Source organism: Pseudoalteromonas sp. TAB23, assembly GCF_000498075.1.
In the GTDB taxonomy this organism is placed as follows: domain Bacteria; phylum Pseudomonadota; class Gammaproteobacteria; order Enterobacterales; family Alteromonadaceae; genus Pseudoalteromonas; species Pseudoalteromonas arctica.
Genome location: NZ_AUTP01000264.1, coordinates 1 through 12,495, shown reverse-complemented (window position 1 = coordinate 12,495; position 12,495 = coordinate 1). Strand labels below are relative to the sequence as shown.

The 12,495-nt window shown below is 38.8% G+C and carries 11 protein-coding genes and 1 pseudogene; 7 read left to right on the top strand and 5 right to left on the bottom strand.

The genetic code is table 11. The features are described 5' to 3' along the window. Positions 1-64 precede the first annotated feature (64 nt). Positions 65-1,233 (top strand): IS3 family transposase gene (locus L654_RS0115740; protein ID WP_139016089.1). Its coding sequence is split into 2 segments (ribosomal slippage): positions 65-341 and positions 341-1,233, totalling 1,170 coding nucleotides; the frame shifts between segments, so codons are not numbered across the junction. 131 nt (positions 1,234-1,364) lie between these two features. Here the strand turns inward: L654_RS0115740 and L654_RS0115735 are convergent. Both L654_RS0115735 and L654_RS0115730 read right to left on the bottom strand, forming a co-directional pair. Beyond that, entirely contained in the window at positions 1,365-1,823 is a 459-nt protein-coding gene (locus L654_RS0115735; protein ID WP_024608400.1) for a thioredoxin family protein, read from the bottom strand. Positions 1,824-1,918: 95 nt separating this feature from the next. Continuing rightward, positions 1,919-3,886 (bottom strand): hypothetical protein, encoded by a 1,968-nt coding sequence (locus L654_RS0115730; protein ID WP_024608399.1) that lies wholly within the window; start codon positions 3,884-3,886, stop codon positions 1,919-1,921. A gap of 277 nt (positions 3,887-4,163) precedes the next feature. Here L654_RS0115730 and L654_RS0115725 point away from each other — a divergent pair, with 277 nt between their 5' ends. After that, positions 4,164-4,520 carry an antibiotic biosynthesis monooxygenase gene (locus L654_RS0115725; RefSeq protein ID WP_024608398.1) on the top strand — a complete coding sequence of 119 codons (357 nt, stop codon included), beginning with the start codon at positions 4,164-4,166 and terminating at the stop codon, positions 4,518-4,520. A 458-nt stretch (positions 4,521-4,978) separates the two neighbouring features. On the opposite strand, the gene L654_RS0115720 is transcribed toward L654_RS0115725, so the two are convergent. Together L654_RS0115720 and L654_RS01000000126205 are read right to left on the bottom strand one after the other, a co-directional pair. Further along, complete coding sequence (locus L654_RS0115720) at positions 4,979-5,176, bottom strand: 4-oxalocrotonate tautomerase family protein (protein ID WP_007377422.1); 198 nt, start codon at positions 5,174-5,176, stop codon at positions 4,979-4,981. A gap of 123 nt (positions 5,177-5,299) precedes the next feature. Beyond that, a pseudogene (locus L654_RS01000000126205) lies at positions 5,300-6,213 on the bottom strand (LysR family transcriptional regulator). Between the two features lie 561 nt (positions 6,214-6,774). Between L654_RS01000000126205 and L654_RS0115710 the strand changes: the two are divergent. Beyond that, positions 6,775-7,260 (top strand): hypothetical protein, encoded by a 486-nt coding sequence (locus tag L654_RS0115710; RefSeq protein ID WP_010554987.1) that lies wholly within the window; start codon positions 6,775-6,777, stop codon positions 7,258-7,260. A 41-nt stretch (positions 7,261-7,301) separates the two neighbouring features. Here the strand turns inward: L654_RS0115710 and L654_RS0115705 are convergent, their stop codons facing one another. Next, the gene (locus L654_RS0115705) at positions 7,302-8,507 is read right to left on the bottom strand and encodes an anhydro-N-acetylmuramic acid kinase (RefSeq protein ID WP_024608397.1); all 1,206 of its coding nucleotides are present in this window, start codon (positions 8,505-8,507) and stop codon (positions 7,302-7,304) included. A 149-nt stretch (positions 8,508-8,656) separates the two neighbouring features. Here L654_RS0115705 and L654_RS0115700 point away from each other — a divergent pair, with 149 nt between their 5' ends. The 4 genes from L654_RS0115700 to L654_RS0115685 all read left to right on the top strand — a co-directional run bounded on the left by L654_RS0115700 (position 8,657) and on the right by L654_RS0115685 (position 12,486). Next, a complete protein-coding gene (locus L654_RS0115700; RefSeq protein WP_024591162.1) occupies positions 8,657-9,163 on the top strand; it encodes a GNAT family protein in 507 nt (168 codons plus the stop codon). Positions 9,164-9,342: 179 nt separating this feature from the next. Next, a complete protein-coding gene (locus tag L654_RS0115695; protein ID WP_010554990.1) occupies positions 9,343-10,371 on the top strand; it encodes an NADP-dependent oxidoreductase in 1,029 nt (342 codons plus the stop codon). A gap of 33 nt (positions 10,372-10,404) precedes the next feature. Beyond that, the gene (locus L654_RS0115690; RefSeq protein ID WP_010554991.1) at positions 10,405-11,022 is read left to right on the top strand and encodes a glutathione S-transferase; all 618 of its coding nucleotides are present in this window, start codon (positions 10,405-10,407) and stop codon (positions 11,020-11,022) included. Between the two features lie 141 nt (positions 11,023-11,163). Continuing rightward, complete coding sequence (locus L654_RS0115685; protein ID WP_101162806.1) at positions 11,164-12,486, top strand: IS4 family transposase; 1,323 nt, start codon at positions 11,164-11,166, stop codon at positions 12,484-12,486. The last annotated feature ends 9 nt before the right edge of the window (positions 12,487-12,495 follow it).

Genomic DNA, 12,495 nt, shown 5'->3' with positions numbered 1-12,495 from the left:
TGACGTGGTTTAATGGATTCGACTACCCCAGTTAAGAGATAATCAACTTAACTGGAGATCGATAATGACAAAACGTAAAAAGTATTCCAAAGAATTTAAACTTGATGCCATCGCATTAGTTGTTGAGCAAAACTACTCTCAAGCAGAAGCCTCTAGAAATTTAGGGGTAAATCCCAACATGCTTGGTCGGTGGATAAAAGAAGCTGAAAATGATGATGGGCAGGCTTTTAGAGGGAATGGTAATTTGACCCCTGAGCAAGAAGAGATCAGAGAGCTAAAAGCGCAAGTGAAACGCCTAGAAATGGAGCGTGAAATATTAAAAAAAGCGACGGTCTTCTTTGCCAAAGAAACGAAGTGAAATACTCGTTCATAACCCAATACAAGAAGACCTGGCCTGTGGCGGTAATGTGCCGAATACTGGGTGTAAAAAGTAACAATTACTATAGTTATCAAAAGCGATATTCAACTAAATCAGAGGATCCAACACATCAAGAAATGATTGATTGGGTCAAGGACATAGCGCACTTCAGTGATAATACTTACGGTGAAAGGCGTATTCAGAAAGTCTTAAATGCACTCGGTTTTCCGGTGAGCCGTCACAAAACAGCACAGTTAATGAAAGAGGCAAATGTCTGGGTGCGTTATAAAAAGAAATACAAAGTAACAACGAATAGTGACCATAACAAGCCTATTTATCCCAATGTACTTGAGCAAAACTTCAACGTTGAAGCCGCTGATCAAGCTTGGGTACAAGATATCACTTATGTTTGGACTGCAGAAGGTTGGTTATATCTGGCGGTAGTGATTGATTTATATTCGCGTAAAGTCGTTGGTTGGAGCATGGGCTCACGAATGAAAGCGCAGCTTGTCTGTGACGCACTGACTATGGCGATGTGGCAACGCCAACCCAAAGCAGGGTTGATTATCCATTCAGATCAAGGGGTTCAATATGCAAGCCATCAATATCGTAGATTGCTCAAGTCAAACGACTTCATTGGTAGCATGAGTAAGAAAGGTTGTTGCTGGGATAATGCTGTTGCAGAAAGCTTCTTCGGTAGTTTGAAGCAAGAGCGCGTGCATTGGAAAAATTACCCAACGCGTTATGAAGCTCAACAGGATGTAATGAATTACATCTGCATGTGGTACAACAGTCGTCGCTTACATTCGTACTTAAATTATCAAAGCCCAAATGACTTTGAAGAACGAACCGAAACATTAGATATGGTTTCTTAACTAGGGTGACTGAATTTAGTTGACCACGTCACCTACACATTAAAGTATCAGGAGACTATTTATAGGAGCCCAGCAGCTACCTCACAAACCTATTAGTTAAATCGGTAAACCCAAATACGAACAAGCTCTATTTACAAACCCTGAGTTAAGTCTTGCGCTAACGTACCCGTTGGCTTTTCAATTACGCGAACTAACTCTTTGCCATTTTGTTTAACAATAAACGTAGGGGTGTATTGCAAGTCGTGAGCTTCTGCAATGCCTGCATCGTCTTGCTTGTTGTAACCTACGGCCACGTATTCAATGCTTGCAAGTTTTACATTTGATGCATCAATTAACTTAATGAGTTTTGGCACTTCGCGCTCACTGTCGTGGCACCATGTTCCAAATAATACAATTAGATCTTTGCCTTCTAGTTTTTGCATTAGGGCTATATCTTGCGCCGTTGGCGTAAACGCTTTGTATTGTTCGTTAAATTTGTCGTAGTCGCTTAGCAGTGCTTGCGTACTTATCTCGCCCGAAAATGGCGCTGTAGCAGCGCAGCTTACAAGCGGCATGCTTAAAGCGCACAGTAAAATTAATTGTTTAAACATAAGGTTACTCTTACTTTAGGTATTAATTTAGGTATTAATTTAGGTATTAAACGACTATACCCAATATTGAGTGTGGAGTGAACAACTCAAGACCGTTACTTTTTATCCATAAAAAAGTTAACTTGCGATAAGTTAGTTAAATATTCTCGCCTTACGTTTTTATTCTCAGCTAGCTTGTCTAAATCACCAATCAAGGTAACTAGTTTATTATGAGAATGGCTGCTTGTTTTTTTAAACTCGTCTTGTTTTTCGTCACTCTCAACACGCTCTTTTTTATTCATGTTGTAGCTGTTTTCGTTTTCTTCAAGCCAAATATCGTCAATTAAGCGAATGTCGCTTTTACTAACGGTTTGTTCTTGCATCGCCATTTGCAGCTCGTATTGATTTGTTTGTGGATTAAACTCAAACATTTTTGTATCAACATCAACTTTGTGAGACTGATCGAGCCCCACAAGTTCTTTATTTTTAACGGCGGTGTTTACGTTATAACTCTCTTCTTTGTCGTAATAATCAGGGCGACTGTATTGATAATCAAAGTGGCTACTTACATTTTTACTTTGCGTTACACTGCTAAGTTCCCCTAATTGGGCTTGTTCAGTCGCTTGGCTTAGCTCAATTGTACTTTTAGGTTGATAGTCGCCGTTATCAAGCGCATAAGAAAACGTAGCATCAAAATCAGCGAGCTTAGAAATACCCGTGCCTAATGTATTTGGCGCCTTATTACCAAGCCCTTGGTAACGGGCATCGTTTGTAATCATGTTATCAACCAAATCAGCAACCATGGCGCGCCCGTCATTAAAGTGCTGTTCTGCAAGTGACTCCAAATTGCTATAACGCTCAGCCGCTGATGACATACTCGCAAAAGCGCCTTTAAACAATGCAAAACCTTGTTGCATTGCCTCATCGCCACTTTTACCAAATGCCGATGTTTTATCATCTTCAGTACTGTTTACTCGGCTATCTTCTAGGCTTTGATCGAGCGACGCTAAATACTGCTGCATTTGCTGCGTGTCTTTAGCGCCAATGGTAGACATATCGAGTGCAAAGTCGATTTCGTTTTTCCCACTCTCAGCCTTAAACACAAGCGCTTGCTGATTTAATGCTTCATCAATGGAGTAACTTAAATCAAGCGTGTTTTCGCCTGTATCAAGCGCATCATTTTGCGTTGTTGAAAACGACACATTAAAACCGGTTAACTGCTCACTATTAAAGCCCGCTAAAAAATCTAAGCTCGTATCTGTTTGATTTGGGACTATAAGAGGGTTGAATGAATTTTCACTCACTTTAAAAAATTCATCGGCCATTTCGCCAACACCCGCCATAACCTGCGTTAAAGCGCCATGTTCAGCCTCAGATAAATTGCCATTAACTTCGTAACTTATGCCAAAACCATCTATCGCTTCACCTGTTTCTTCGTCATAACCTTGTGATGAGTTAAAGGTAATGTTTATAACATCACCCTCTTTAGTTTTTACCGAAAGCTCAAACAGGTAGTTATCGTCATCCTCATATTTTGCGCGATTGAGGCTTTCCATGTATGGATTAAGTGAGCGCTCAACACGTTGCTGGCTTGAGGCTAAAAACGTTTTTTGCTCATGCCCAAGCTGCCCTAAACTCGATAAAATATCACTGGTATTAGCATACGCGCCCTGAATATTTTTTACTGATGTATTTAATCGCTCAATTAATTGAGTGCTGTTTTCATTTTTTAATAACCCCTCATGCTGAGAGCTTATTACGGTGCGTACGGCGAGTTCTTCATCGGAGAGTTTATAGTTAAGCGTGCTGGGCGTGCTTGAAATAGTAAATAACGAGGTAAGTTGCTGCTTTAAAACGTCCTCTACATTTTGATTACTGGCTAGTGCTTCATCAAGAGTTTCATTATTTAACTGGCTTAATAACCCATCGGATATTTTTGGCGCGTTAGTTTGCAAATCATTAATAGCTTGAAGATCGCCGCTGGTGTGTAGCGCAGGAGTCACAGAGGTTTGGTTAGTGTTATTAACTGATTGGGCAAGCAAAGTGTTTAAATTAGCCAAACTGCCAAATACATTATTAACCATGATTATCCCTAATCGCTAAACTCTATTAAGTAATTTATCGGTCGTTTGGTTAAAAGCTTTAGGTTATTTGAACGCTTAAATTTGAGCTCAACAATGAGCAGATTAAATCACAAGATCATATTTTTATAATTGTTGATTAAAATTCCACTCTGAGTCGAAAATGAGCCTATTTATCCACTTTAAGACTGCATTTATAATGATTTTTAAATAGTTGTACTTGAAAATAACTATTTTCTTCCTTCAGGCTGTATAAAATTTAACTCTATGGAGAGTATTTATGAAAAATGAAATAACGTGCAATTTTTTTCTTGATGTGAAAGAAGGTAAATTAATAGAGTTCAAAGAACTCATTTATAAAATTGTGGATGTTGTAAAAAAGGAGCCTGGCACTTTAACGTACACATATAATATCAGTGAAGATGGGAAAAAAATTCACATCGTTGAGAGATATAAAAATATAGCGTCAATCATCAGTCATATTGATGAAAGTTTTGCGCCATTCGCGAAAACTTTTTTATCCTTGGTTGATATTTATGCATTAAATGTTTACGGTGTTGCAGATAACAATTTACGTGAGAGACTGGACGTATTTGGCGCTAAATACCATGTATTAGTGGATGGGTTTTCTCGATAATAATACAAGAAAAGCACTAATATAAAATTATACACTTGTGAATATTACTCTTTTTATAAATAACCAGCTTATATATGAGGGCTATTTATCGACAAGAGAATTGCGCTAAAACTAGCAAAAACACGTATACATAATTGTTCTAAATAAAAATATTTAACCTGCCCCCTGGTTAAGATATTTACTAACGTATTAAATCATGGTGATATTTAAATTTATTTTCTCTAGCCAGAGATTTTCAGTGAAACAAGGCGAATTTACGCGTCAATAGCTGGCCTATTGCAAATAAATTCAACGCAGTTAGCGTTTAAAATAGCTGCTTTTAATTTACGACTCTATTAAAACAATTTCTGTGTATCTTCAACATAAGCAATAATGAAAGGCATTTGTAAAAAAGTATAGAAGAGAGAGCCATTGATTATAGTTCTAACTCCATCAATGGCTTATTTATATCTGTATACCTATGATGATTTTTTTAGCGTTTCAGCAAAAATTTCTCCTGAAATAGCCCAATCTTCTGTTTTTACATCATTAAAAATAACGTAAACATATTGCGGATCAACATCAGCGTGTTTAGCTATTGATGCTGTCACTTCTTTTGCTATCGCTTGTTTAGCATGATCACGACCTTCAAACATTTGAATATTAACTACTGGCATTAGGTATCTCCTTTAATTAGATAGGTGTTAACTCGTCAACGATATGACGAAAACAGCATAACAAAGACGTATAAGTAGATAAACATGCAAAAAGGAGACTCTAAGTAGTATTAATTTCTACAATTAATTAAAATTACCCTCATCTGATAAGCGTACAAATTCGTCAATAATAAACCTGACACTGGGCAGGAGATGTTTTGTTTTTGGCCAAATAATATGTAACTCAGTTGAAGCAGGATTTAACTCTGGCAAAATTGGTACTAGCTTACCTTCATCTAGCCAAGGCTGAAGCAAAGACTTAGGAAACTGAATGATTCCCGCGCCAGCAATACAAGCATCGACCATAGCATCACCATCACTAATTTGATGAAAGGGCTTAGGATGAAAGCGCATATCATCACCATCGGTATTTTTAATTAACCAATGTAGTGAACTACCGCNGCCACTATGCACTGATGGCTTGTTAACTCAGCAAGACTCGTTGGGGTACCTAAACGTGCTAAATAAGCAGGAGAAGCGGTTAAAATCAAATGTTGAGAAGTCAGTTTTCTAGCAACTAAATCACCACTATCTTTTATGGCACCAAATCGAATAGCTAAATCAAAGCCAGCATCGAGAGGATCAATAATTTTATCATTAAAAGTTACTGTTAGTTTTAATTGTGCATGTTGCTCAGCAAGCTTCAATAAAACAGGTAACACAAAAGAGCGACCAAACGCAGCTGGCACATCGATTCGTACTCGACCTGAAGGTTGGGATAATTTTGATTGTAACGCTAACTCTGCTGACTGAAGGGTATCTAATGCCAATTGACAGCTTGCTAAATACGCCTCTCCTTCAGTAGTTAAACTCAGTTTCCTAGTTGTGCGATGAAAAAGCTTGGTGTTTAAATGATTTTCTAATTTAGCAATGCTTTTACCTAATGCTGATTTGGAAATACCTAACTCTTCAGCTGCTGCGGTAAAGCTTTCATTTTTGGCCGCTGCGGTAAAATAGACAATACCTCGAAAGGAATCAGATAACACTGTTGACGACATACAATAACACCTATTTATATGGTTAAAAATAAAACACTTCTTTCTAAATAATTACCTTATATTTGGCCTTAGATCATTACGACCTCGCATGGTCACTCAACATCAAAAATCGACCGTCAAGGCTACTAAAATGTTTTGATGTAGTTACTTGGAATCATAGCCAATACTTCTCAAAAGCTCTAATTAGATGTAAGTTATCAGAGTATTCTAATTTCGAAACTATATCCAAATATTCTACTTTGTAAAAAACAGACTGTGTATCTAACTGAACTCTAGTTAAGAGGTTTACTAACACATTGAGACATGATTATATTTAAATTTATTTCTCTCTCACCAGAGACTTCCAGTGAAAACAAGGCGAATCTACACGTCAAATATTAACTTCATACCTTATAATTTCTGATTGAGAAATGATTTCAAAATCGAGTAAAAAAGGACCGATCCTTTTTGATCAAACCACTCAATAATTGTACTAATTAATGCAATTAGTCATAAATCTGTAACCTTGATCCGCGATAATCTCTATCCGATAAATGAATAGACTCAAGAAGACTAAGTAAGATGAGTACACCCTTAGTGCAACTAACATTTGCACTGCAATCATTTGATGATTCTATGTCTGCGGCGATGAGCCACGCTATGGAATATGAAAAGCTATCGCTAAAAGCCAATGCTGCGCATAACATTACGCTGCAGTGTGTGTTGCCTGATGGCGCAAATGAGAGCGATGTTATTTCACTAAGTGCAACGCAGCCCAGTGCACGTGGGGCGCAGTATTTTACTGAAAAAACGCTGAGCAATGCGGACCTTGAATCTGGTACTGTAAATCTAACTTTAAGTAACATTACACAAAGCCAGTGTTTTGTAGTGCAAATGATGCTGCATGGAAAAAACACAACTTTAAAAGAAAGCCAACAACTCGATGTGTACATTAAAGCATTTGAGCAAGGCTATATCCCTGAGCAAATAAAAACTGAACATACCAAGTCACAGGGCGTTCGTAGCTACTTTGCGAGTATGGGTTCTACGTTTTTATCGCTGTTTTAGTGCTGACTGCACTTAAATTACGCGACGCGACTTATAAGTTATTAATCAGCAAAACTTACTTTACCCATAGTAACTCCCGCAATACCTTGTGCAGTATTACTTAGGTGTTGCTGCTCTCCTGCTAAGCATTCGTTTGCTAAAATAGCAAATAACACAGCCTCTTTTGCGTCGGGGTTAATACCTAAATCGTCGGTGTTTTTAAAAGCATTAATGCGTGGGCAAAGTGCTGTAAGTTGCGCCATTAGTAGCGGATTATGAATACCGCCACCACTTGCATACACCACACAATTTTGTACGCGCTCTGCACACTCGTTTAATGCATTTGCTATAACGGTTGCAGTAAAGGTATTTAAGGTGGCCATCACATCTTCATGGCTTAAGTGTTGTGTATTTGTAAGCTGCTGTGCGGCGTTTAAATACGCCAAGTTAAATACCTCAGGCCCTGTGGTTTTAGGCATTGGGAGTTTAAAAAATGCGTTATTACACAATGCATTTAATAATGGCGTATTTACCTTGCCTACTTTTGCTATTTTTGCGCCATCGTCATAATGCATATCTTTAAAATGTTGCTGTACGTACGCATCCATAATGGTATTACCGGGGCCAATGTCGGAGCTAAATACGCCGTTTGCATCACCATTTTTGGGTAAAAACGTTAAGTTAGCTATGCCGCCCATATTTAGCAAAATCCGACTCTCAACAGCGCTCGAAAAATACAAATAATCGCCATACACAGCAAGTGGTGCACCCTCGCCTCCTGCGGCTATGTGTTTTTGCCTAAAGTCACCAATGGTAGTAATACCCGTAGTAACGGCTATTTGGTCGCTATCGCCAATTTGTAAGGTGCCATTAGTAAAGCTTTTGTGATTATGCTGCGACTGCGGGCAGTGGTAAATGGTTTGCCCGTGGCTTGCTATTACATCAATACTTGCAGGGTTTATATTCCACTTAGCTAAGCACTGGTTAACCATATCGCCATGGAGTTTACCTACCCACGGGTGCAGTAAAGTAACAAGCTCTAAATCGCATTCTCGTTTAGCAAATACCTGCTTTATTTTAGTTTTATAATCGTCGTTGTAATCAACAGTAGTAAAATTTAAAACCTCAATGTGTGTATTTAAGCCCGCGCCCGTTACTTTACACAGTGCAACATCAAGCCCGTCCAACGAGGTACCGCTCATTAAACCAATAATTAAACGGCTAGGTTTTTGGGCGCTGTTATAAAGCGCTTTAATGTGAAGGTGCATAATGGCATCTAAAATAGGTGTAATATTTTGCTTATATTAGAGGACTTTAAAACAAAGTAATAGCCGTAAACCGTTTAATTTAGGTTCTGATTGTTTAACGTTAAAATGATTGTTAAGTTAGTGTGCATACTAAAAATTTATGAAAAAATATGATCACCCTCAGAGAGTTTAAAGCCCAAGACGCGCCTTTTATTATTAACACCTTAAATGATGAACAGGTAACGCGTTATTTATCGTCAAAAATTCCGTTTCCGTATACACAAGCAGATGCTGATTGGTGGATAAACCAAGGCTCAAAAAACGGCGTAATTGATGCAACGGTTAAGGCCATTGTTGTAAATGGGCAATTTGCGGGCTGTATTGGTATAACTCCCGGCGAATTTGAATACAGCCACAGTGGCGAAATTGGTTATTGGCTTAATAAAGCCTATTGGGGGCAAGGTATTATTACTCGCGCTATTGAACTTATATGCGAAGAAGCGTTTGCAAACTCACACTTAAACAGAATTTTTGGCGCTGTGTTTGCTGGTAATACCGGCTCTATGAAAGCACTTATTAAAAGTGGCTTTGAGCAAGAGGCTGTGCTTAAACAGGCCATTTATAAAAATGGTCAATTTTACAACAACCATATATTTAGCAAGCTCAAAGCAGACTAATTACTCTAATTAAATTTGCGCAAAGGTTGAATTATCAACCACCCGCCCAAAACTCCTTTATTAAGGTACGCATTGTACATATTCATACTGCTTAGCCGCGCATTATTGTTTAGCTGATCACGATTTTTAAAGCGTAAACATTCGGTAAGTAGTTTATTTATATTAATAGGAGATCTTTTATGTCTACGACTAGTCGCCAACTTACTCTTGAATCACGCCCTAATGGCGCTCCAACAGATGAAAACTTTAAATTAAAAACGGTAGAGCTTCCTGCATTAAAAGACGGCGAAGTTTTACTACGTACTATTTACCTATCACTAGACCCGTATATGCGTGGTCGTATGAGTGATGCTAAGTCGTACGCTGACCCAGTTAATATTGGCGATGTAATGGTTGGCGCAACAGTGTGCCAAGTAGAAGAGTCTAAAAACGATAAATTTAGGATCGGTGAATGGGTACTTGCCTACACAGGTTGGCAAGACTACGCCATTACCGACGGTGAAGGCTTAATGCAGTTAGGTAAAGAGCCTGCAAACCCTTCATACGCATTAGGTATTATGGGTATGCCTGGCTTTACTGCTTACATGGGTTTACTTGATATTGGCCAGCCTAAAGAAGGCGAAACCGTAGTTGTTGCAGCAGCAACAGGCCCAGTAGGTGCAACGGTTGGTCAAATAGCTAAAATTAAAGGCTGTAAAGTAGTCGGTGTTGCTGGTGGTAGCGAAAAATGTGCACACGCCGTTGAAAAACTAGGGTTTGATGCCTGTATTGATCACAAAGCTGATGACTTTGCAGAGCAGTTAGAAAAAGCCTGTGATAAAGGCATTGATGTTTACTACGAAAATGTGGGCGGTAAAGTATTCGACGCCGTACTACCATTACTAAATACCGCAGCGCGCGTACCATTGTGTGGTTTAGTATCGCAATATAACGCTACTAGCTTGCCAGAAGGCCCAGACCGTTTAGGTATGCTAATGGGTCAATTGCTTACTAAGCGTATTAAAATGCAAGGCTTTATCATTTTTGATGATTACGGCGACCGTTACGACGAGTTTGCACAAGACATGCAAAAATGGCTACAAGACGGAAAAATTCAATACCGTGAGCACATGGTAGAAGGCATCGAAAATACAGTAGACGCGTTCAACGATATGATATGCGGTAAAAACTTTGGTAAAACTGTGGTTAAAATTAATAAGCCACTTTAATTTTATACGGCTTNAAGCCACAAAAGGACTGACATGATCAAACTACACCATTTAAATAAATCACGTTCTAAACGCGTAATTTGGCTTTTAGAAGAGCTAAATGTTGACTACGAAATTGTGGCTTATCAGCGTAATAAAGACACCTTCCTAGCTCCTGACGAACTAAAGCATATTCATCAACTTGGTAAGTCACCGGTAATTGAAGACGGCGGTTTAATTATTGCTGAATCAGGCGCTATTACAGACTACCTTATTACCAAATACGGTAACGGTAAATTTGCTCCAAAAGTAGATACCGCTGAATATGTTGACTACCAGCAATGGCTGCACTTTGCAGAAAGCTCAGCAATTTTACCGCTTTTACTTAAAATGTTTGTACTAAAAGACGGCGCTAAAACGCAGTTTTTAGAAGGCTATGCTGACGCTGAAACAGCTAAAGTAATTAGCTACTTTAACGACCGCCTTGAAGGTAAACGTTATTTAGTGGGCGATACCCTAACGGGCGCTGACTTTATGATGTCGTTTATTGTTGAAATAGTTAAAAACTCAGGTCAATTAGCGCACTTTAAAAACCTCGTTAAATACGACGAGCAATTACAAAGTCATGAGAAGTTTCATACAGCTAATGAGCTAGAAGCAAAGTACGACTAACTACTTTTATATAATATTTTTATATAACACTAAGGGGCATTTAGCCTAATGCCGATCAGTTAAGAAAATGACCGGTTGACCGATCCAAACGATCATGCAAAATCCGTAGTTAGGAAACTAACTACGGATTTTTTTGTGAATATAGAACAAGCACTGCAAGCAACACTTGAAGAAAGCAGCCGATACCATACCTTTGAAAAATTATCAGAAATTCTTGACCCTGAAATCATTGAACAAGGTTTTCAACAAGCTGGGATTGCAACCGTTCGTAAGCGAAGGTTACCGCTTGAGGCCGTTTTGTGGTCAGTTATTGGCATGGCATTGTTTCGAAAAGAATCGGTTTGGAATATCGCTAATAAGCTAGATATCATGTTACCTGGCAAGAACCAACTCGTTGCTCCAAGTGCGATGGTACAAGCGAGACAAAGGTTAGGTGATGATTCCGTTAAACACGTTTTCAATAAATCTGCTCAATCAATGTATAAGCAACAGTCATTCGAAACATGGAATGGCTTGAACCTATTAGCTGTTGACGGTGTTGTGTGGCGAACAGCCGACACGCCTGATAATCGTAAAGCCTTCTCTTCTGGTAGCAACCAATACGGTGATACAGCCTTTCCTCAAATACGCATGGTCTGTCATATGGAATTGACCAGCCATCAACTGCTCAGTAGCGAGTTTGATAACTATAAAACCAACGAGATGAAATTAGCTGAGCGTTTAATTGAACGTACACCAGATAATTCACTGACTATGTTTGATAAAGGATATTATTCTTTAGGCCTGTTAAATCGTTGGCACCAAACTGGGAAGATGAGGCACTGGCTGATACCAGCAAGGCCCGACTTACAGTATGAAATCATCTCCAGCGCGGGTAAAAATGACCATATCATTGAATTGAAAACAACAAAGCATGCACAAAAAAACTTTCCCGATGTTCCTGAAACGATTAAAGCGAGATTAATCAGTAAAACAATAAAGGGCAAAAGCTACCGTATATTAACCTCGATGACGGATAGATTGCGTTATCCAGGTAATGAAATTGTTGAATTATATTGTCATCGTTGGGAGATAGAACTTGGGTTTAGAGAAATCAAACAAACCATGCTTGATAGCGCATACCATTTAAGAAGCAAGCGTCCAGACATGGTGCGTCAGGAGCTATGGGGCGTGTTACTCGCCTATAATTTAATACGAAGAATAATGACGATGGCGGCGACAGTTACAGGGATATGGCCTAACCAGCTTAGTTTCTCTAGCAGTTCGATGGCTGTCATTCAGTATTTCTCGTCAGTATCTATAATGAGTCCAGGGAACATTCCAATACACTGGCAGCACTTACTCAATACACTGGTCTTATTTAAGCTTCCAGCTAGACGAGAGGATAGAAGATACCCCCGATGGGTTAAGCCAAAACCATCTAAGTATCCCCATAAAAAGAAAAATGCCAGTCAGCTTAACTGACTGGCATTA

Bases quoted from the DNA above. Each gene is read 5' to 3' on its own strand.
- L654_RS0115735 (WP_024608400.1), bottom strand. From the start codon at position 1,823: ATGTTTAAACAATTAATTTTACTGTGCGCTTTAAGCATGCCGCTTGTA.
- L654_RS0115730 (WP_024608399.1), bottom strand. From the start codon at position 3,886: ATGGTTAATAATGTATTTGGCAGTTTGGCTAATTTAAACACTTTGCTT.
- L654_RS0115725 (WP_024608398.1), top strand. From the start codon at position 4,164: ATGAAAAATGAAATAACGTGCAATTTTTTTCTTGATGTGAAAGAAGGT.
- L654_RS0115720 (WP_007377422.1), bottom strand. From the start codon at position 5,176: ATGCCAGTAGTTAATATTCAAATGTTTGAAGGTCGTGATCATGCTAAA.
- L654_RS0115710 (WP_010554987.1), top strand. From the start codon at position 6,775: ATGAGTACACCCTTAGTGCAACTAACATTTGCACTGCAATCATTTGAT.
- L654_RS0115705 (WP_024608397.1), bottom strand. From the start codon at position 8,507: ATGCACCTTCACATTAAAGCGCTTTATAACAGCGCCCAAAAACCTAGC.
- L654_RS0115700 (WP_024591162.1), top strand. From the start codon at position 8,657: ATGATCACCCTCAGAGAGTTTAAAGCCCAAGACGCGCCTTTTATTATT.
- L654_RS0115695 (WP_010554990.1), top strand. From the start codon at position 9,343: ATGTCTACGACTAGTCGCCAACTTACTCTTGAATCACGCCCTAATGGC.
- L654_RS0115690 (WP_010554991.1), top strand. From the start codon at position 10,405: ATGATCAAACTACACCATTTAAATAAATCACGTTCTAAACGCGTAATT.